General features: G+C 34.7%; 22 protein-coding genes. 3 read left to right on the top strand and 19 right to left on the bottom strand.

The window, feature by feature from the left end; translation table 11 throughout:
- Window positions 1-65: 65 nt before the first annotated feature.
- Entirely contained in the window at window positions 66-2057 is a 1992-nt protein-coding gene (gene dnaG / locus Q0871_RS15400) for a DNA primase (protein ID WP_299325309.1), read from the bottom strand.
- A 69-nt stretch (window positions 2058-2126) separates the two neighbouring features.
- Here dnaG and Q0871_RS15395 point away from each other — a divergent pair, with 69 nt between their 5' ends.
- The gene (locus tag Q0871_RS15395) at window positions 2127-2366 is read left to right on the top strand and encodes a zinc-ribbon domain-containing protein (protein WP_299325308.1); all 240 of its coding nucleotides are present in this window, start codon (window positions 2127-2129) and stop codon (window positions 2364-2366) included.
- A gap of 70 nt (window positions 2367-2436) precedes the next feature.
- Here the strand turns inward: Q0871_RS15395 and Q0871_RS15390 are convergent, their stop codons facing one another.
- The 10 genes from Q0871_RS15390 to rsgA all read right to left on the bottom strand — a co-directional run bounded on the left by Q0871_RS15390 (window position 2437) and on the right by rsgA (window position 11814).
- Window positions 2437-3510 (bottom strand): hypothetical protein, encoded by a 1074-nt coding sequence (locus Q0871_RS15390; protein ID WP_299325307.1) that lies wholly within the window; start codon window positions 3508-3510, stop codon window positions 2437-2439.
- An 88-nt stretch (window positions 3511-3598) separates the two neighbouring features.
- Window positions 3599-4348 (bottom strand): hypothetical protein, encoded by a 750-nt coding sequence (locus Q0871_RS15385; RefSeq protein ID WP_299325306.1) that lies wholly within the window; start codon window positions 4346-4348, stop codon window positions 3599-3601.
- Complete coding sequence (locus Q0871_RS15380; RefSeq protein WP_299325335.1) at window positions 4335-4898, bottom strand: RNA polymerase sigma factor; 564 nt, start codon at window positions 4896-4898, stop codon at window positions 4335-4337. The genes Q0871_RS15385 and Q0871_RS15380 overlap by 14 nt, the downstream gene beginning before the upstream one ends.
- Window positions 4899-5042: 144 nt before the next feature.
- Complete coding sequence (locus tag Q0871_RS15375; RefSeq protein WP_299325334.1) at window positions 5043-6020, bottom strand: polyprenyl synthetase family protein; 978 nt, start codon at window positions 6018-6020, stop codon at window positions 5043-5045.
- A 520-nt stretch (window positions 6021-6540) separates the two neighbouring features.
- Window positions 6541-7584 (bottom strand): 23S rRNA (adenine(2503)-C(2))-methyltransferase RlmN, encoded by a 1044-nt coding sequence (gene rlmN / locus Q0871_RS15370; protein ID WP_073247022.1) that lies wholly within the window; start codon window positions 7582-7584, stop codon window positions 6541-6543.
- Window positions 7585-7689: 105 nt separating this feature from the next.
- A complete protein-coding gene (gene queA, locus Q0871_RS15365; protein ID WP_299325305.1) occupies window positions 7690-8739 on the bottom strand; it encodes a tRNA preQ1(34) S-adenosylmethionine ribosyltransferase-isomerase QueA in 1050 nt (349 codons plus the stop codon).
- 79 nt (window positions 8740-8818) lie between these two features.
- Complete coding sequence (gene aroA, locus Q0871_RS15360; protein ID WP_299325304.1) at window positions 8819-10048, bottom strand: 3-phosphoshikimate 1-carboxyvinyltransferase; 1230 nt, start codon at window positions 10046-10048, stop codon at window positions 8819-8821.
- A gap of 37 nt (window positions 10049-10085) precedes the next feature.
- Window positions 10086-10412, bottom strand: a complete 327-nt coding sequence (locus Q0871_RS15355; RefSeq protein ID WP_073247028.1) for a nucleotide pyrophosphohydrolase — start codon at window positions 10410-10412, stop codon at window positions 10086-10088.
- Window positions 10412-10864: a D-aminoacyl-tRNA deacylase gene (gene dtd, locus Q0871_RS15350; RefSeq protein WP_299325303.1), complete on the bottom strand. Its 453-nt coding sequence runs from the start codon at window positions 10862-10864 to the stop codon at window positions 10412-10414. Before dtd ends, Q0871_RS15355 begins: the two co-directional genes overlap by 1 nt.
- Window positions 10861-11814, bottom strand: a complete 954-nt coding sequence (gene rsgA, locus Q0871_RS15345) for a ribosome small subunit-dependent GTPase A (RefSeq protein ID WP_299325302.1) — start codon at window positions 11812-11814, stop codon at window positions 10861-10863. Before rsgA ends, dtd begins: the two co-directional genes overlap by 4 nt.
- Before the next feature lie 107 nt (window positions 11815-11921).
- Here rsgA and Q0871_RS15340 point away from each other — a divergent pair, with 107 nt between their 5' ends.
- Both Q0871_RS15340 and Q0871_RS15335 read left to right on the top strand, forming a co-directional pair.
- The gene (locus Q0871_RS15340) at window positions 11922-12734 is read left to right on the top strand and encodes a hypothetical protein (protein WP_299325301.1); all 813 of its coding nucleotides are present in this window, start codon (window positions 11922-11924) and stop codon (window positions 12732-12734) included.
- A 194-nt stretch (window positions 12735-12928) separates the two neighbouring features.
- Entirely contained in the window at window positions 12929-13369 is a 441-nt protein-coding gene (locus Q0871_RS15335; RefSeq protein WP_299325300.1) for a hypothetical protein, read from the top strand.
- 58 nt (window positions 13370-13427) lie between these two features.
- On the opposite strand, the gene Q0871_RS15330 is transcribed toward Q0871_RS15335, so the two are convergent.
- The 8 genes from Q0871_RS15330 to Q0871_RS15295 form a co-directional block, all read right to left on the bottom strand.
- Window positions 13428-15518: an OmpA family protein gene (locus Q0871_RS15330; protein ID WP_299325299.1), complete on the bottom strand. Its 2091-nt coding sequence runs from the start codon at window positions 15516-15518 to the stop codon at window positions 13428-13430.
- A gap of 154 nt (window positions 15519-15672) precedes the next feature.
- On the bottom strand, window positions 15673-16755 hold the full coding sequence (locus Q0871_RS15325) for a bifunctional 3-deoxy-7-phosphoheptulonate synthase/chorismate mutase type II (protein WP_299325298.1): 1083 nt from the start codon (window positions 16753-16755) through the stop codon (window positions 15673-15675).
- Window positions 16756-16761: 6 nt separating this feature from the next.
- Window positions 16762-17628 (bottom strand): prephenate dehydrogenase, encoded by an 867-nt coding sequence (locus tag Q0871_RS15320; RefSeq protein WP_299325297.1) that lies wholly within the window; start codon window positions 17626-17628, stop codon window positions 16762-16764.
- A gap of 34 nt (window positions 17629-17662) precedes the next feature.
- Entirely contained in the window at window positions 17663-18811 is a 1149-nt protein-coding gene (locus tag Q0871_RS15315; RefSeq protein WP_299325296.1) for an aminotransferase class I/II-fold pyridoxal phosphate-dependent enzyme, read from the bottom strand.
- On the bottom strand, window positions 18808-19635 hold the full coding sequence (locus Q0871_RS15310) for a prephenate dehydratase (RefSeq protein ID WP_299325295.1): 828 nt from the start codon (window positions 19633-19635) through the stop codon (window positions 18808-18810). Before Q0871_RS15310 ends, Q0871_RS15315 begins: the two co-directional genes overlap by 4 nt.
- Before the next feature lie 317 nt (window positions 19636-19952).
- Entirely contained in the window at window positions 19953-20405 is a 453-nt protein-coding gene (locus Q0871_RS15305) for a hypothetical protein (RefSeq protein WP_299325294.1), read from the bottom strand.
- 78 nt (window positions 20406-20483) lie between these two features.
- Window positions 20484-20993, bottom strand: coding sequence for a hypothetical protein (locus tag Q0871_RS15300; RefSeq protein WP_299325293.1), 510 nt, complete (start codon window positions 20991-20993; stop codon window positions 20484-20486).
- 320 nt (window positions 20994-21313) lie between these two features.
- Window positions 21314-21802 carry a hypothetical protein gene (locus Q0871_RS15295; RefSeq protein WP_299325292.1) on the bottom strand — a complete coding sequence of 163 codons (489 nt, stop codon included), beginning with the start codon at window positions 21800-21802 and terminating at the stop codon, window positions 21314-21316.
- Window positions 21803-21852 lie beyond the last annotated feature (50 nt).

Here is a 21852-nt window from a genome sequence, read left to right as displayed (position 1 = left end):
ACTGAATAAAATATAAAAAGACCTGCTTTTAGCGGGTCTTTTTTATTTATGATACTTTCTGAACATCAAGACAATACCCTATTTAATTTCTTATTCAGTAATTTATTCAACTGAATGTAATTCATAATTTCTTCAAGAACTTCTCTATGATCTGTAGTAGAATCTTGCGTTGTATTTTGCAGGGTATTCATTCTCTTTTTAATTAAAAAACAACGTAGCGTAAGAATAGTTTCGCTTACCAATTGTGCAACACCTATTTCTTTACTCTTCGGAAAAATCTCTTTACGCTCCCAATCATGCAACATATAACGCTCTTCTTCCATTAAAATAGAAGAAATCTGATTTGCCATTTCTTGCTCTAGACCATTAACGAAAGTGGTAATTGAAAATTCTTCTTTTTCATTTAAAGCTTCAATCAATCTAGCATACATTTTACGAAAATCTTCATTGGCTAATTCTATTTCATCCTCTTGTAGATCTAAATAAATTTTCTCGTATACCTTAATCTCTGATAATTCTGGCTCTAATACCAAATCTCCGGCATCATTTTCCTTTAATACCAAATCTTCAAACTGCTCTTTAAGATTACCATAAAGCATAAGCGATTCTATAATTTTTCGCTCTAAAACATATTGTACATCAACTTTCTCTTGCTTTTGCTCATCTACATCTTTACCACGAACTACATCAAAAGCTTTCTGCTCTTCTTTAGGTTGATTCTTTACATCCTTATCTTCTTTCTTTTCTATCTGCGCCAGGGTATTAAATAATACCGCTTCAGATATATTCATGATCTGGGCACACTCTTGAATATAAATCTCTTTTTGAATGCGATCGGGAATCTTAGCTATACTATTCACTATATCCCTTACTGTATCTGCTCTCTTTATTGGATCGTTATCTGCTTCTTTTACCAGAAGCGACGCCTTGAACTGAATAAAATCTTTAGAGTTGTCATTAAGATAGGTCATGACATCTTCTAACTCATTATTCTTAGCAAAACTGTCTGGATCTTCTCCTTCTGGAAATGTACAAACACGCACATTCATACCTTGCTCCAAAATAAGATCTATACCACGTAGCGACGCTCGTAAACCTGCCGCATCACCATCAAATAATACCGTAATATTTTTGGTCAATCTATTAATAAGCCTAATCTGCTCTGGTGTCAAGGCAGTACCACTAGATGATACTACGTTATCAATACCGCGTTGTACAAATTGAATAACATCGGTATACCCTTCTACCAAATAACAATTGTCTTCTTTAGCGATAGATTGCTTAGCATGGTAAATACCATACAACACCTTACTCTTATGGTAGATGTCACTTTCAGGGGAGTTTAGGTACTTGGCTGCCTTTTTATCGTTCGTTAAAATACGACCGCCAAAACCAAGTACACGACCACTTAAAGAATGGATAGGAAACATCACCCTACCTTTAAATCGGTCGAACTTTCGTGATCCATTCGGGTTATTTGGATCTTCCTTTACTATGGTCAATCCCGTTTTTGAAAGGTATTCTAGTTTATACCCTTTATCTAGTGCTGCAGTTGTAAATCCGTCCCATTGATCTAGGCAATACCCTAACTCAAATTTCTTGATGGTTTCATCTGTAAAACCACGTTCTTTAAAATAGCTAAGTCCTATTGCCTTACCCAACTCAGATTCCCACAACATTTCTTTAAAATGCGTTTGGGCAAATTCAGACACCAAGTACATGCTTTCGCGCTCACTGGCCTGTTCTTTTTGTTCGTTAGATTGCTCAGTCTCCTCTACTTCAATATTATATTTCTTTGCTAAGTATTTAATAGCCTCAGGATAGGTAAAATGCTCATGCTCCATTAAAAAAGCTACCACATTACCGCCTTTACCACTACTAAAATCTTTCCAAATCTGTTTTACCGGCGATACCATAAAACTTGGCGACCTCTCATCAGAAAAAGGGCTAAGTCCTTTAAAGTTAGACCCTGATTTTTTTAGCTGTACAAAATCACCAATAACCTCTTCTAGTCGAGCAGATTCATATACTTTATCGATGGTAATTTTTGAAATCATATTTCGACCTTAATCCCTCTGAAGGAGATAAATAATTTTGGTAAATTAGAACTATCAAAAATAGTAATAATGATTCTATTCTTTGGCACTAGATCAGGAAAGCCAGAAACTAAAAAACTTTTTAACAGTACATGTTCGTATTGCCAGCAACGCGGAACTTTAAGTGCTATTACCCAAAAGAACTATTTTCATATCTTTTGGATAAAGCTATTTAAAATCTCTAGTACTACTGCGATAGAATGTAGTCAATGTAAACGTGGTTATTATGAGAATGAGTTTACCGAAGAGATGAATCGAGAACTTTCTTAAACAAATAATTAGCTGTAGTAACCGGTTTTAACACACGGCACCACAGCTAATTTGATTGATGAATATTTTATTAAAGGTCGAAACGGAGACCTAGTGAAATGTTGTGCTGCTCTACAACGGCATCTTTAAATATTGGGTTTAAATCATATTTCACATACAGTAAAACACCATCTACACCTGCATAAGCACTTAAACCATAAATGAGGTCATTCGTATTATAGCTTCGCTTCAACTTATCTTTTACATTATCACCATCAAGACTATATTTTAATTTTTGACGTGTACCCAAATTAAACCCACCGTACCCTCCAAGACCCAACCTAAATTGATCTTTTAATGAGTAGCGAATTGTCTTCTCTGTGGTTTTTAGCTTGGAAGGTCCAAATTCAAAATGAATAGGAAAAACCAGGTTATCCATTCTAAACTTAGATTTATTTAACTCATATTCAAACTCTTGAAGTTCAGACTGTCCATTCTCTAGCGAAACTAAATACTGATTATCCTTAGGTTTTAATCCGTTAAACTGAAATGAAAATCCGTAATTAAATCTAAGAAAATTGGTGTTTTTAAACACCCTAGTTCGCCATTGCCATCCCATTTCAAAAAATCTACTACCACCTATCTTGTAAGGTGAATCGTTAAGAGATTGACCTTCTACAATTGCGTTATTAAGACCTACGGCCATTACAAAATCCGAATACGTTCTTCTGTCATATCGTATTTCACTTTTCCAATTCTTAGATTTGAAAAATACCGCAGGTTTTCCGTTAATATCTACACCCAAACGAAGACCTTTATCTGAAATCGTATCAAACTCAATTAAAACTAGTGTTTTACCTTCATTACGTTCTAAAAGATTAATTTGATTCTCTATGATTGAAATTCTATTTTCAATATTCAAAGCCCTTTTTTCAGCCGCCTCTTGTTTTTTTGAATTTGCTTCGTCAACCGTTATACTTCCGTTTTGGAGTCGTTCATTAATGTTTTCAACTTCGTATTTTAAAGCTTCCTTTTCTTGCTGGGTAATTTTAGCTTTTTGTTCTTTTAAAGTTTCAATTTTCTTTTGATAATCTTCTTGTGCTGCTGAATATTGCACCATAAAAAGTGTCAACACCACTATTAAATACATTGTAATTGTTCTCATTTCGATTTTGATTTTTTGATGAATAAAACTCCGCTCCCTGTCCCTATAGCATTTTATAGAGGTGTAGAATAAAACTATTTGTGTTCGATTAATTATTGCGGTCTGCCACTGCAGTTCGCACTTTTATAAAACCGGCTTTTAAAGAATTAAAAATTTGGTCTCGGAAAGATTGATCAAGTTCTTCTTCAACCTCTGTCAACAAAGCCATTGCATCGACAGTATTATCTGTACTAAATATTCGTTCTCTTAAAATTTCATCTTGTGCGCGTTTCAACAACGAATCTACTTCGGCATCAGTAACTGCGCTACTTTGCTCTAATATATCTACTTGTGCCACAATATCCGCTATTTTAGAATTAATGATTTCATCTGATACTTTTAATCTAAAATTAAATTCGTCTACAGATACTTTCTCTACAACTGCTACTTCAATAGCATCATCTAAAATGATATTCTCTTTTGCCTTAGGTACTTCAATTTCTACCTCTTCTAAAGCTATACTCTTCGGTTTTGTTTCTGTTTGCAGAACAACTACGTGTTCTTCTTCAAGCTGAGCTGGGTCTTTAGTGATTACATCTTCAACCTTATTTTTGTCTTCTACATCTACCAATTCTATTGGTGATTCGTTTAACTCATTAGCACTATTAAAATAAAATAAAGCAACACCTAACAACACTACAATACTAGCCGCAACGCCCAACCACAAATACACTGGTTTCTTTTTTGTATCATCATTATTTAACTTTGATGATATTTTTGACCAAGCATTTTCTGAGGGATTAATCTCTCGCTCTTGCAACTTGGATTTAATATGTTTTTCAAATTTATCGGTTTCCATACCCTATAATATTTTGTTTCCTTAATTGTTCTTGAAGCAATTTTCGGGCTTTTAATAACTGTGTTTTTGAAGTGCTTTCGGTTATGGAAAGCATTTCTGCGATTTCTTTATGCTTATACCCTTCTACGGTATATAATACAAACACCATTTTATAGCCTTGTGGTAAAGCATCTATCAATTGTTGAATATGCTCGGTATCTAAATCGGTACTTTGCGATATTTTTTCAGATTGATTTTTTTCGTACACCTCATCATCATACACCACAAACTGCTGCTTTCGTAAATAAGAGATACTTTCTCGAATCATTATACGCCTTAACCATCCTTCAAAACTACCTTCGAACTTAAATGAATTTAGCTTGTTGAACATTTTCAGAAAACCTTGTACCATGACATCCTCCGCAAAATGAATATCCTTTATATACTGACGGCAGACACTCAACATTTTTGGAGCATGTTTTTTATACAAACGCTCTTGCGCATCACGGTTACCCGATGTTGCTTTTTTAATGAGCTGCTTCTCGTTTTTATAAAAAGGTATAATTTTCAAAATATTGGTTTGGTCTTCTATTAGCATAGACGCAGAAGAAGTAGCTATAGTTGCCTGAAGATAAACAAAAAATAAAATTAATTTCTAAAATACTGACATACAGTTATTTAGAAATAATAAAAAGAGAAATATTTTTTGACGGATTTACTTTTTACGATCCACCACGTAATTCACCATCAACTCTAAAGCACTTTTATACTCAGAATCAGGATACGTGCTTAGCAGATTTAACGCCTCATCTCTATACTGCAGCATTTTAGTTACCGCATAATCCAATCCGCCTTTATCCTTTACAAAAGCGATAACTTCTTTAACGCGCTTTTTATCCTGGTTATGGTTTTTGATAGAATTGATGACCCAGCTTTTCTCTTTTTTGGTACAGTGGTTTAGCGCATATATTAATGGCAAAGTCATTTTTTGCTCTTTAATATCAATACCGGTTGGCTTTCCTATTTGTTTGGTTCCATAATCAAAAAGATCATCTTTGATCTGAAATGCCATACCGCAGAGTTCTCCGAATTTCCTGAAAGTTTCTACATCTTCGCTTTCGGGCTTTACTGAACAAGCACCGAGAGAACAGCATGCTGCTATCAATGTTGCAGTTTTTTGTCTGATAATATCGTAATAGACATCTTCGGTGATATCTAGACGCCTTGCTTTCTCTATCTGCAATAATTCGCCCTCGCTCATTTCGCGAACGGCAACAGAGATAATTTTGAGCAAATCAAAATCTTCATTATCTATGGATAATAATAGACCTTTAGACAATAAATAATCGCCAACCAAAACGGCAATCTTATTTTTCCAAAGGGCATTTATTGAGAAGAATCCCCTGCGTTTATTGCTTTCATCGACCACATCATCATGAACCAATGTTGCGGTATGTATCAATTCTATAACCGAAGCACCACGGTAGGTACGCTCGTTCACCTCTCCGTCATTCAACAGTTTTGCTGTTAGAAAAACGAACATAGGGCGCATTTGCTTCCCTTTGCGATTTACGATGTAATGGGTGATTCTATTGAGTAGCGCAACCTTAGAGGTCATTGAATCTCTAAACTTAGATTCAAACAGCTCCATTTCCTGATAAACAGGTTCCTTTATTTGTGCTACTATTTTCAGTTGCTCTTTATTAGAACGGCAAAATTAGTCAAAAGCAAGCAGTTAACAGTACTACGAGAGGAGATAATGGTTTAAAGGGATTGGTTGTTGGTTGTTGGTTGTTGGTTGTTGGTTGCTGGAAAAAAATAAGTTCAAGTTCAAAATTCAAGTTCAAGTTCAAGTTCAAGTTCAAGTTCAAAAATGCTTTTGGCTTTTGGCTTTTGGCTTTTGGCTTTAACGCTTCGCATTTTTTAGTATTAAGTAATAAGATATTATGTAAGCAATTTCCCTAATAGTTCATTTTTCTAAATACTCTATTTCTCAATTTCACCTTGGTATTATTTACATAGCATTTCGTATTTCTTAAGTCTGGTTTTTGCTTATAGCAACAACATTTAGCTTTACCAAATACAACACCTCGCAACAAGTCTATTTTCTAAACTCTATTTTCTCTTTTCTAACTTCAGACTTCCTACTTAATACTTTGTACTCTTTACTTTGTACTTTCCACTTCGTACCACGCACTTAATACTTTGTACTTCTAACTTTTATTCGCTAACTGTCCGCATGCGGCATCAATATCCTTTCCTCTAGAACGACGAACGGTTACAACTATATTATTCTTTTCTAATGTATTAACATAGCGGTCTATGGCCGCGTTAGAAGCTTGTTTAAACTCGCCATCATCAATAGGGTTATATTCTATTAGATTTACTTTAGATGGTGCGAAACGGCAGAATTCTACCAATGCATCAACATCTTTTTGGGCGTCGTTGATTCCGTCCCAAACTACATATTCGTAAGTAATTCTACTTCTTGTTTTCTCATACCAATACACTAAAGACTCTCGCAAGTCACTCAATGTAAACTTGGCATTAAACGGCATAATAGATGTTCTAATTTCATCGATCGCGGAATGTAATGAAACAGCCAATTTGAATTTCACCTCATCATCTGCCATTTTCTTAATTAACTTAGGCACACCAGAAGTTGAAACCGTAATTCGTTTTGGAGACATCCCCAATCCGTCAGGAGAAGTAATCTTATCAATTGCCTTCAAGACATTGTTATAGTTCATTAAAGGCTCTCCCATCCCCATAAAAACAATGTTGCTCAATGGTCTTTCAAAATACAAGCGACTTTCATTGTCTATAGCAACAACTTGATCATAAATCTCATCAGGATTCAGATTTCGCATACGTTTTAAACGAGACGTTGCACAGAACCTACAGTCTAAACTACAACCTACCTGACTAGATACACAGGCAGTGGTTCTTGACTTCGTAGGAATCAAGACCGACTCTACAATTAAATCGTCATGTAAACGAACGGCATTTTTAATGGTACCATCACTACTACGCTGCATTAAATCTACCTTAATATGGTTGATTACAAAATTAGCCTCTAGCATTTCTCTAGTTTCCTTTGATAGATTAGTCATCACATCAAAAGAATAAGCTGCTTTCTGCCATAACCATTCATAAACCTGGTTACCACGAAAAGCTTTGTCACCGTTAGAAACAAAGAATTCTCTAAGCTGCTCTCGCGTTAGTGCCCGAATATCTTTTTTCTTTATTTCTTCCATCTTTTTAAAGGTAGGTATTACTAGTGATAAAAATCCCGCTTTCTCAATATGTGATAAAGCGGGATTTTATTATTTTGTCCTTTTTAAAAAGGATATATTTTGAACTTATATAATCAACATGGCATCACCATAAGAATAGAACTTATAGTTTTCCAGTATTGCTTCTTTATATGCTTTGTTCATTAAATCATGACCCATAAATGCAGATACCATCATCAATAATGTAGATTTTGGTAAGTGGAAATTAGTAATCATTGCATTAGCGATACTAAAATCATATGGAGGGAAAATGAACTTATTTGTCCAACCTTCATAAGTATTCAAAGTATGCTTCGATGAAACCGCACTTTCTAAACCTCTCATTGCAGTTGTACCTACAGCACAAATACGACGCTTTTCTCTCTTAGCATTATTAACAATATCTGTAGCTTTCTCATCAATAAATAGCTCTTCGCTATCCATTTTATGCTTAGAAAGATCTTCAACTTCTACTGGGTTAAATGTACCTAAACCAACATGTAAAGTTAATTCAGCAAAATCAACACCTTTAATTTCTAAACGCTTTAATAAGTGTTTAGAGAAGTGAAGACCAGCTGTAGGAGCAGCAACCGCACCTTCATGCTTTGCATAAATAGTTTGGTAACGACCTTCATCTTCTGGCTCAACATCTCTTTTAATATACTTAGGTAACGGAGTTTCCCCTAGCTCTCTTAGTTTTCTTCTGAAATCTACGTAAGCACCATCATATAAGAAACGTAATGTTCTACCTCTAGAAGTAGTGTTATCAATAACCTCAGCTACCAATGTTTCATCATCACCAAAATATAGCTTGTTACCAATACGTATTTTACGTGCAGGATCTACAAGAACATCCCATAGACGTTGCTCTTCGTTCAACTCACGTAAAAGAAAAACCTCTATACGCGCACCAGTTTTTTCCTTGTTACCGTATAAACGAGCAGGAAAAACTTTAGTGTTATTAAGAACCATAACATCACCTTCATCAAAATAGTCGATCATGTCTTTGAACATCTTGTGCTCAATTTTTCCGGTCTCTCTGTGGATAACCATTAATTTAGACTCATCTCTATTTTCAGATGGATGCTCCGCCAATAATTCGTCTGGAAGCTCAAAACTAAAATTTGATAATTTCATGTAGCTGTTATATTTATTGTAGCAAATTGCGGCTGCAAATATACAATCTGCAGATAGGCCTTGTCAAGTAAAACGTTAATTATAATTCTTTTATACTGAAATCTAGTTGCTTTAGGTCATTCCAAAAATCAGGATATGACTTAGAAACCACTTCTGCATCATTCACAAAAAGAGTAGTTTTCATTGCCAACGGTGCAAAAGCCATTGCCATTCTATGATCGTTATAGGTATCTATAGCTACATCTGCGTTAATTTCAGTCGTTGGCTCTATAGTAAGTGTTTTATCAGTTACCGAAATATTCGCACCTAATTTAGAAAGCTCTGTATGTAATGCTTCCAATCGATCAGTTTCTTTGATTTTTAGAGTGTGTAGACCAATTAAATGACAACCAACTCCTAATCCGAAACAAGTAACTGCAATAGTTTGTGCAATATCCGGAGCATTGGCTAAATCGAATTCATTTGCTGCCAATACTTTTTTATCGGTCTTTTTTAAGGTGACTTTATTCTCACCAAAGGTAGTTTCTACACCAAATGCAGTATAAATATCTGCAAGCACGCTATCACCTTGTAAACTTTTCTTTTTATATGCAGATAAGGTAATTTCAGTACCTGATGCTGCAAGTGCACAAATACCATAGAAGTAAGATGCCGAACTCCAGTCAGATTCTACCACCAAAGTTGTAGGTACTACTTTTGCTTTCGGTGAAACTTTAATCATATTACCTTCAAAAGAGGTTTCTACACCAATTTCTTCAAGCAATGCTAAAGTCATTTTAATATATGGTACCGAAGTAATTTTACCGACCAGTTCTAATTCTAGTCCGTTTTCTAAACTTGGTGCAATTAATAACAAAGAAGAAATGTACTGACTGCTCACATTAGCAGGCAGACTTACTTTATCTTTTACAATTCGTTGACCTTTAATTTTTATAGGCGGATACCCTTCATCTTGTACATAAGAGATTTCTGCCCCTAATGTCCTTAAAGCTTCCACAAGAATTTTAATAGGTCTTTCGGTCATTCTTTTAGATCCGGTAAGAATTACATCTTTACCTTCTTGAGAAGAGAAATACCCTGTTAAGAAACGCATTGCCGTACCAGCATGATGAATATCTACCGTACCCTCTGAAATTTTCAAACCTTTTGCCATTACCTGGGCATCATCAGAATTTGAAATATTTTCAATTTTAATATCTGGATATAATGCCGCCAATAATAAACTACGGTTAGATTCACTTTTAGAACCTGTAATAGTTATAGTATCTTTTAATTTGTGATTTGACGGACCAGTTAAGTGAAGTTTCAAAGCGTATGGTTTTAAAAATAGAACGCCAAATATACGCCTATTTCAACTTTTTATTGTTGTGATGACGGTCATGATCACGCTTTGTTTTTAAATCTAACTTTTTATCAAAAGCTTGTTGTAAATCGATACCTGTCTGATTTGCCAAACATAATACCACAAACATTACATCTGCCAATTCTTCGCCCAGATCTTTGTTCTTATCAGATTCCTTTTCGCTTTGCTCACCATACCGTCTAGCAATAATTCTAGCGACCTCGCCTACTTCTTCTGTCAACTGCGCCATATTGGTCAGCTCATTAAAGTAACGAACGCCATGCTCTTTGATCCAGTTATCTACTTCTAGTTGTGCGTTTTCGATATTCATTAATCTTTATTTTTTGTATCAATAAGTATAGTCACAGGTCCATCATTCAACAATTCTACCTTCATATCTGCCCCAAAGATACCTGTACCAACTTTCTTATCCATTTTAGATTCCATAGTAGCAATAAAAGCTTCGTATAGTGGAATAGCTACTTCTGGTCGTGCAGCTTTTATATAAGATGGGCGATTTCCTTTTTTAGTACTTGCGTGTAGCGTAAATTGACTAACCACAATTGCATCGCCTTTTGTAGCTAAAAGTGACATATTCATTACTCCTTCGTCGTCATTAAAAATACGAAGGTTGACTATTTTGTTTGTAAGCCAATCTATATCGTCTTGTGTATCTTCATTTTCAATGCCGATGAGTATTAAAACACCTTGTTCGATGGAGCTAATCTGTTTTCCATTAACCGTTACACTAGCTTTGGAAACGCGCTGTATTACTGCTCTCATTTTTTCTCGTCATGTATATCTACCCTATAATGCTCATCCTCGCCTTTTATCATCTGCAAATAACTATTATACCTACTCCATGCAATATCGCCAGTTTCTAAAGCATCTTTTACAGCACATTTTGGTTCGTCTACATGAATACAGTTATTAAATTTACAATGTTGTTTCAGCTTAAAGAACTCTGGAAAATAGTTCCCTATTTCCTCCTTTTCCATATCTACAATTCCAAATCCTTTTATGCCGGGTGTATCTATTATTCTAGCATTAAAACTTAAATCGAACATTTCTGCAAACGTAGTGGTATGCTGACCTTGTGCATGCTGCTGAGAAATTTGTTTTGTTTTAATATCTAAATTAGGCTCTATGGCATTTACCAGTGTCGATTTACCTACCCCAGAATGACCAGAAAACATAGAGGTCTTACCTACCATCATTTCTTTGACCTTATCTACATTTTTACCTGTGGCTGCCGAAATACCTAAACAGGTATAACCGATATTACGATATAATGCAGCCAAGAATTTAATTTCATCTAGCTCTTCTGGGGAGTAAGTATCTACCTTATTAAAAAGTAAAACCGCAGGTATTTCGTATGCTTCTGCCGTTATCAAAAAGCGATCTATAAAAACTGGGTACGTAGGCGGATTATTTAATGTAACCAATAAAAATACCTGGTCTAAATTTGCAGCTATGATATGTGTCTGTTTTGATAAGTTTACAGACTTACGAATAATATAGTTCTTGCGTGTTTCAATTTCATTGATAATACCGATGGTATCATCGCCAATTGTCTCCACTTCAAAGTGAACGCTATCGCCAACAGCAACGGGATTCGTACTTTTTATTCCCTTTATTCTAAACTTCCCTTTTATTCTACATTCATAGAAATCACCATTTTCTGCCTTGACAGTGTACCAACTTCCCGTAGATTTATAAACAATTCCTACCATTTATCCAAAATACCTTCCTTTTATACAAAGTAACTGCTTTAAATATAAAAATTAACATAAATTTGAAATTAGAACTATAGCATTAAATAATAACCAAATACAAGAAAATGAAATTCATTAAAAAATCATTGCTGATGCTAACATTATCAGTATTTACTTTTGGGGCTGCCCAAGAAACTATCACTAACGAATCTGTAGTACAAATGGTCGAACTTGGTTTTGACGACTACATGATCATCGATAAAATAAATACTTCTGATGTTAAGTTTGATGCCTCTATTACAGCTCTTGGGCAAATGAAAAATGCCGGTGTTTCTTCTGAAGTATTGTCTTTAATCATGGACAAGTCTAAACAAAACACCATGTCTAAAACTGGTATTTATTATACCGATGCTAATGGTGAAGATAAATTAGTACAACCAAGTGTATTCTCTGGTTCTAATTCTAACCAAGTTGCACAGAAATTAGTTTCTGGTTTAATCAATGCGAAGAAAAAAGCACAATTACCAAAAACACAATCTAACAACGTTATTCGTCAAAGTCAGCCTGAATTCACTTTCATCTTTGACCCTAGTGTAACTCAAGTTGATAACATGCAAAACAACCAAGGTGGCGATACAGGTATCTTTAACTGGTGGTTTAGAATGGCAAGTAACCCAAATGAGTTTGTTTTGGTAAAACTTACCGTAAAAGAGAAAAAGAATCTTAGAGAAGTTATTACAGGAAAAAGTAGCTGGATTACTAGCAGTACAGGTATTGACCCTAAATATGCACTTAACTTTGCTATTGAGGAGATTGAAGGTCACAAATTTAAAGTAACTCCAGATTCTTTAGAGCCAGGTGAATATTGCTTTATTTATCAAGGTCAAGTACCTCAAGGTAGAGAGAACCAATCTGTATTTGATTTTTCTGTTCAATAGAAAACAAAAACATATAATATAATTAGACCCGATGCTTTTAGCGTCGGGTCTTTTTTTTGGCTACTGGTTTTCTACTAGATTTTTGTAATGGTTAAGTATCATTTTACAATGACATAAAGGGTATTGCTTTGCTACTTATGCTTTACCTGCTACTTTCACAGCACAAAATTCAATCATTTTAAAAAACCATTATCATGAAAAATATTATTTTATTCTGCTTTTTATCTAGCATAAGTATAACTTCATTGACCGCACAAGAATATAAAGTTATTACGAGTGTAGAATCTATTGTACCTAGTGGACTAGGTCGATCTCGAATTATAGATGCAAATGCTGATAGAGATTTTAAGGAATTTACATCTGAGCAAACCGAGGAAGATAATACCCGAAACAAATCTAAACGTGGCGATATTAGAGTTAAGGATTTTGAAGAAACCAAATTATTGAACTTTTATAATATTGCTGGTATTCGTTTTCAGAATATTGCAGCCAATGATGCACTTATCTCCTCTAAACTAAGTGATATGGCTACGAATGGATGGGAACTTGTTTTTGTCACCAGTGGTGTTGAAGCAGATGCTGGAAACACTGACGGACAAGGTATTTTCATTACCCGATACATATTTAAAAGATAAAAAATAGCATAAAAAAAAGCCTGGTATTCACCAGGCTTTCTAATTTATATTTGTAAAACTATTGCGCTAAGTTAATCTCAACGCGTCTGTTTTTCTGTCTTCCGTCTTTATACATGTTCGTAGCAATAGGCTTGCTTTCTCCATATCCTACAGATGTTAATCTAGCTGCCGAGATACCGCCATCTACTAAGAATTGCAAAACAGCTTTCGCTCTTTTCTCTGATAATTTTTGATTCGTAGCTTCAGAACCTACACTATCAGTATGACCTTCTATGGTAAAATTAGCATTTGGGTATTCATTCAAAATACTAATAATATCAACTAAAACAGGTGTAGATTCATCTTTAAGAGTCGATTTACCTGTCGTAAATAAAATTGTTTTGGCATACTCGTTCAATGACTTTTGAACCTCAGCGGTAACTACTGGCTCAGGACAACCCTTATTTGCCACAGTTCCCATTTCATTAGGGCATTCATCATCTTTATCTATAACTGAATCACCATCTGAATCTGCCCAAGGGCAACCGCTGTTTTCTACCGGCCCTGCTTCGTCTGGACATTGATCTTCATTATCCATTAAAGTATCTCCGTCGGTATCCATCCATGGACATCCGTTGTTTTCTGCTGGTCCTGCTTCATCTGGACATTGATCTTCATTATCTAAAACAGTATCTCCATCAGTATCTCCCCAAGGGCAACCGTTGTTTTCTATTGGACCTGCTTTTTTAGGACAACCATCTTCTTTATTTGGTATTCCATCACCATCAGAATCTTTAGGCTGACCGTAATATACCGGCACTTTTAAACCTGCATATACATCTGCACCTTGAATTTCATTTTTTGTAAATGTAGAAATCAATGAACCTGAACCTATATAAAGTGGACCCGCTCGTAAACCTGCACCTACTTGTAGACCGCTATACTGATAGCTACTTACCGGTAAATAGAAGCTAAACCACTTGCTTTCAAAACGAGGGGTCAAAGAAAATACATTTGCAGTTCTAAGGTTATTCTCGCCTGCAGAACGCATAGATAAATCGGTATTGAAGTTTAAATAAAAATGATTCTTGATATTCCAATCTGCATTAAAATGTAGTGCAGTTGGCAAACCAGCTTTTAAATCTTCAGAAGCTTGAGTAAACGTATATAGATTTTGCAAATCATCAGAATCTTCAATATTATCATAATCATCTTGGGTAATGGTATTATTAATATTGTACGTATCTACCAAACTACCTTTGTAATTTACCGACCCAATATCTGTCAGTGACAAGCCAAATTTAAGCTTGTACTTATTCTTATCTTTCATTACTGTTTTCTCACCGTCAGCACCAGTTACCTCATAATCTTTATAGTCTGGTCTCCACTCATAAACGAAACCTAAATCAAACCCAAATCCGTTTGCATCTGGCACCTCATAGTCATAGTTGTCATTATCATAATCATCTGCACGACCATAAATTAAGTCGCCAGTAGATTCTAATGTTCCAATAGTAGAGCTATTTGGCAATGTTGCACCATCTGCATCATAATCAATAGTTACATTTCTACCGGTAACATACGCATTACCAAATCCTTTTAAATATTTTAACGAAAGACCACCTTTTAAAAAGTGCTCGTCTTTATTCATTAATTCTTGAGCGTAAGTAATACCTACTTCTGCCCAGCCGTGACCAGCCGCAAAGAAATCTCCTTCATTTACTATAAAATCTTGACTTTCATCAATACTATCATCTAGATTATCAATACTTTCGCCATTAAATTCATTACCGGTAACAAAACTTCGTGCTCTGGTAAATACCGCTATCGATGATGTTCTACCTACGTTGAACATAAATGAAGGACCTAATATATCTACATTACCCGAAAAATTGTTATTGTCTGAAAGCGATAATATAGCGTCATCATCATACTCAAAATCACTAGATATTAAATCTGAATACCCTACACCAACATAGTCATTGGCAAGAAAACCACTTATACCAACTAAATTGATATCTGTTTTAAAACGGGAATCAGCAATATTCGCTGGGTTAGAAATTACCCCATTTACCCCACTATAATTATCGGTTAAATAGCCAATATAAGATTGTGCTTTTACTGATAGTGAAGCTACGAACATAATGGCAAATAATACTACTTTCTTCATACACTAGGTTTGGTTAAATTGGTTCTACACATGCCTAACGACACACAATTAAGGATATTGTAAAAAAGTAATACTTTTCTTACTGTTTAAAAATTTGACATAAAAAAACATCCGCATAATACGGATGTTTTGTTTTTATAATGTTAAGCGAATCTTAAGCGTTTACTATCTTCTCTTGGTGATTAATAGACTCTTGGTGAATAGCTTTGAACATACGAAGAACAAACTCTTCACTTAGTCCTTTGCTTTCCCCTTCTAAAATCATAGCACCTAGAATTTGATTCCATCTATTAGACTGAAGAACCGCAACGTTTTTTTGCTTTTTAAGTGCTCCAATACCATCAGATACTTTCATTCTTTTACCTAATGTCTCTATTATTTGATTGTCAATAACATCAATCTGAGCTCTTAGGTTACTTAATTCTGAATTGTATTCTGCTTCTGGATCACTTTCTTTTCTAATTTTAAGATCTCTCATGATTTGAATCAATTTCTCTGGTGTAACCTGCTGTGCAGCATCACTCCATGCGTTATCTGGATCATGGTGAGTTTCAATCATCAATCCGTCAAAATTCAAATCTAAAGCTGTTTGAGATACATCAAAAATCATATCACGCTTACCTGTAATATGCGATGGATCGTTGATTAATGGTAAATCTGGAAATTTGTTTTTGAAATCAATCGCCATTTGCCACTCTGGTATATTTCTATACTTTGTTTTCTCATACGTTGAGAACCCTCTGTGTATTGCGCCTAATTTCTTTATACCTGCAGTATGCAATCTTTCGATACCACCTAACCATAAAGCTAAATCTGGATTCACTGGATTCTTCACCAATACGATCTTATCAGTACCTTTTAAAGCATCTGCTAATTCTTGCATGATAAACGGACTAACAGTTGATCTTGCACCAATCCATAATAAATCAATATCATGCTCTAATGCTAACTCAACATGCGCACGGTTTGCAACCTCTGTCGCAGTTTTCATACCTGTTTCAGCCTTTACCTTTTGAAGCCATTTAAGACCCAAAGCGCCTACACCTTCAAAATTTCCTGGGCGAGTACGAGGTTTCCAAATACCTGCTCTGTAATAATTTACATCGGTATCTTTTAAAGAATGTGCTATACCTAACACTTGTTCCTCTGTTTCCGCACTACATGGCCCTGCTATTACTAGTGGATGGTCTAGGTGTAAATCATCCAACCATGTTCTCATTTGTTTTGAATTTTCCATTTTTACTTATTCTATTTCTTGTTTAACGGTATTTCTTTTTAATATTCCTTTAATCTTATTCGTATTATTCATTTCATTATAAATGCCCTCGTAATCATCTTTCTGCAACATTTCTTTAAATGCCGTAAGATTTTGAATGTACTCTTCTAATGTCTCAACTACATTCTCTTTATTCTGTTTAAAAATTGGAGTCCACATGGCTGGCGAACTCTTTGCTAAACGTACCGTACTTTCAAATCCACTACCCGCCATATCAAAAATATCGCGCTCGTTCTTCTCTTTTTCAATCACTGTTTTACCTAACATAAATGAACTTATGTGCGATAAATGAGAAACGTAAGCAATGTGCTTATCATGAGCAATAGGATTCATATACCTGATTCGCATACCAACTGCCTGAAAAACTTTCAAAGCTCTTTCTTGAAGCTTAAATGCTGTTAATTCTACCTCGCAAATAATATTAGTTTTGTCTTTGAATAAATTATTTATTGCTGCAGACGGACCAGAAAATTCTGTTCCTGCAATGGGATGGCATGCCAAAAAGTTTCTTCTCTTAGGATGATTCTCTAAAACCTTACAGATTAAAGATTTGGTCGACCCCACATCAAAAACGACGCAGTCTTCATGAACAGCATCTAATATTACCGGAAGCTCGCTAACCATAACATCAACAGGTATACTTACAATGACCATATCTGCTAATTGTAAATCTTGATAGGTTGCCGTCTTATCGATTATACCCAAAGACAATGCCTCAGCTAAATTTGCTTCATTAGATTCTATGCCATAAACGGTAACATTGTCGACTGCCGACTTTATGTCTTTCGCTAAAGAACCTCCTATTAAACCGATACCTATTACAAATACATTCATTATTAAAGCTACGCTTTAGTTATTTTTCTTTTAACTAATCAAATCTTTTAATTGCTTCTTTTATTTTGTCTTTTGTGATACAAAGAGAAAAGCGAATATAACCTTCGCCATTACTACCAAATATGGTTCCTGGAGTTATGAACAAATCTTTTGTATACAATACATTATCTATAAATTCTTCTGATGACACACTGCCTTCTGGTAATTTTGCCCATACGAACAAGCCAACGGCATTTCTATCATAAGTACATTTAAGCGTGTCTGCCAATTCAAAAATCAACTCTCTACGCTCACTATATACGGCATTCAAGTTCTCGAACCATTCATCGGTACTTTCTAATGCTGCTATGGCTCCTTTCTGAATTCCGTAAAACATACCAGAGTCCATATTACTCTTTACCTTTAAAATAGCTTTGATATGCTCTTCGCTACCTAATACAAAACCTACACGCCAACCGGCCATATTAAAGGTTTTGCTCAATGAATTCAATTCTAAACACACCTCTTTTGCATTCGGTATACTCAATATACTAGCAGGTTCGTCATTTAAGACAAAACTATACGGATTGTCGTTTACTAACAGAATATCATGCTGCTTCGCAAAGTCTACTATTTTCACAAACTGCTCTTTAGTTGCCGAAGCACCTGTTGGCATATGCGGGTAACTCAACCACATGATCTTTACCTTAGACAAATCTTGCTTCGCCAATGCTTCTAAATCTGGAAACCAGCCATTATCTTCAGTCAAGTCATAGTACGTAGGCACTGCGCCTACCAAATTAGTAACTGAAGTGTACGTTGGGTATCCCGGATTAGGAATTAAAACCTCATCTCCTTCGTTCAAAAAAGAAAGGCTAATATGCATTATACCTTCTTTTGAGCCCATTAATGGTAAAATCTCAGACTCAGGATTGGCGTCAACATTAAACCTCTTCTTATAAAAATTAGCAATTGCACCTCTTAACTGAGGTAGCCCTTGGTAACTTTGATATTGATGTGCACCATTTTCTAATACCGCGTTCTGTATTGCATTCAATACTTCTTGAGACGGAGTCAGATCCGGACTACCAATACCCATATTTATGATTGGTTTACCTTGCGCCATTAAGCCACGCACCTCTCTCAACTTTTTCGAGAAGTAATATTCCTGTATGGTATTTAACCTTTCAGCGGTACGTATCATTGTCTTACATTTTTATATTCACCTAAAACTTTAAAGTCTTCTGCCATGATGTCCAATAGACTTTTTGCTTTCACAAAGTCTTTATATTCAGTAAAAGTAACATCAACAAAAAAGGCATATTTCCACGGAGTTTCTATTACCGGTAATGACTGAATCTTTGTCAAATTCAATCTACAATCACTCATGACATTAAGCACAGCAGCTAAACTTCCCCGTTTATGGTCGGTTATGAACCGTAATGAAGCCTTTGTAATTTCAGCTTCTGGCAACACATTATTTTTTGTTTTTACAATGATAAAACGAGTGGCATTATTTTTAATGGTCTGTATGTCGTTCGCTACGATGTCCAACCCATATAATTCTGCCGCGACTTGAGGTGCAATAGCGGCTACATGCTTTAATTTCTTCTCTTGAATACGTTTAGCCGTCTCTGCTGTATCAACATCTTCTACCAGTTTTATATGTGGATATTGTCTAAAATATTCTTTACACTGCAACAAAGCCATCGGGTGAGAACTGACCTCAGTTATATCTTCAATTTTCTGCCCCTTCAACATCATTAAATTATGATGAATATTTAAGTAATACTCACCTATAATGTGCAAGTCATTATGATTGACCAATGCATAATTCGGTATTATTGAACCTGCGATGCTATTCTCTATAGCCATAACACCTTGATCCGCTTCATTAGATATTAACTTGTCTACCAAAGCATCGAAAGAAAGGCATTCTACCAACTCGATATCATCACCAAAACAATCTTTTGCTACCTGATGATGGTTGCTTCCTTTAATTCCCTGTATGGCTATTTTTAAACTCATAATTCACATTTCAACTTACTGCAAAATCCTTCTACTACGTTTAGGTGATTTCAATTTTTGAACAAAAAAAAAGTTCCGATATATATCGGAACTTAGATTCTATTTTATATTTAAAATATACTACAACAGTCCCGTACCTCTCTTAAAAAAGAAGTAAAAATAAAAACCGTTCCAGAAATATTGTTTTGTCATTGTGTTTGTAAACTTTGGCTAAAATAGTAATTAAATTTAAAAATGGTCGTTTTCCGTTTTATTTTTTTAAAAAATTCAATTTCTATCTCAAAAAGCGAAGGTTTTGTGTTAAATTTTTAAACTTCTTACCATCTAAGTGCTATACCTAGTCCATTCTCATTAGCTACCGGCTTTAGTTTAAAAACCGTTTTTTCATCAAATTGCTTGTTGTAAGCAAGTATAGCTTGTTTTCTTGCCTTATAAGAGCCATTTAAAAATATAATTGCAATTATACCAGAGCCAATACCACCTAACAAAGGACCAATTGCCTTTCTACCTTTATCTCGATCACTTACAAAAGGGTCATTATTAAATAATTCTGCCGACCCCCAAGCTACTCCAACAATTTCTCCGACCACAGCAATAGTCGCAATAGTCTTTTTTGCATCAGCTTTCTTCCAGTCGCTATAAATGTGATCATTTTTAGAAAATAGATCTTTTACTTCCTTCTTGGTAATTTCCTTATCGTCTTGATAATACTCCATACCCCATATGCCCGTAAAAGTAGTAATCTCTTGTGCTGAAACATTTACAGCCATTATCAACAGTATAATTAAACAACATTTTACCCTCATAACAATTACTTTAAATTTGATAATCTTAATAGCGTTTAAAAGTTATTTTAATTGTGTATTGGGCTGATAATAAAAGGGAATAGTCCACTTAAACTCTTTTACATCGCCTAGCGTTTTTGTTACCACTAAAGTATTCTCTCCTTTCTTTAAGAACTCTCTATCTATAAAACCGACAATACCAAATTGCTCAGACACTGCATGGTCCTTCTTTAGAAAACCAACATTCAGTAATTGACCGTTTAAAGTAACCTTATGATATTTATTATAGCAATCGAGATAAAACTTCCTTGATTTAGTTCTTTCTTCTTGATTTGACCAACTATCATCTTCCTGATAATCTCCACATATAGCATCTTGGTAATTACGTTCATGATGAAATACGGGAATAAATAATTTGACTGTTTCACCCTCAATAATATCGGACTGTATTTGTGGAGTCAGTAAAAATGATTCATCAGGGTTTTGGTCACCGTAATAACTTAAGTACATCAGATTAACATCATAATCTTTTGGAAAAACCAAATGAGGAATATTTGTGTCTTGAATTTTCATCAAGGACAAAAATATTCCTGATGCAAAAAACGATAGCACGAGATATACTAAAGATTTTTTCTTTTTAAAGTTTGATCCAAAAACCATGGACACTTGAAGTAAATTACGGTATAAAGGGCCATAGGTGACCATTGATGTTAATTTAACTAATTTAAACATCCAAGTTTGTACCCATACATTCGCCTTATACTTTTTTAAATTTCCAATGACACTAAAAATCATTTGTAACACAAGAAGACCTGAAATTATAAATAAAGGTATTAACAGTATGTAACTCGGGACATAATCTAATAACAAATTATAAATCAGCATATAAATACTTAAAACAAAGACATGTAGGAGTAAATCAATAGTATAGTAAATGCCGAAGAAAAAATTACACTACATAATTCATCTACCTTATGAATAGTATTTTCTTGCTTTGGCAGTATCGATAAAATCTTTTCTGTATAAATTTTAGAGTATACCTTATCTTCAACACTATAATCAGGAAAGACCGAGTTCAAGCCTACCAAACCAATCCAATAAGCTCGTAAAATAAAGTGGATGACAAACATCGATACCAGAATACTAATAGCCAGCAAGCCTAAAAAAACAATCATATATCCGTAAAAATATTGCTCAATAGGTAATAAATCTATGTATTTATTGGTGACCCATTCAATCAACCCGAAAAGTTGAAATGTACCAAAAATAGCAATTGCAGAAACTAGCAATTCTGCTTCCCAACTTTCTTCTTTTAGTCGTTGAAGCCATTTTATATTCTTTTTATTTTCTAAAACGGGAGTTGTTTCTGGTGGTAAGCTCATTGTTTATTATAATCTCAATGGTTGTCGAGTCTAATATACCCTTTCTTTAA

This window comes from uncultured Maribacter sp. (assembly GCF_947500985.1).
Taxonomy (GTDB): domain Bacteria; phylum Bacteroidota; class Bacteroidia; order Flavobacteriales; family Flavobacteriaceae; genus Maribacter.
Note: the sequence above shows the minus strand (reverse complement) of the source record. Positions and strands in the feature narration are given on the sequence as shown.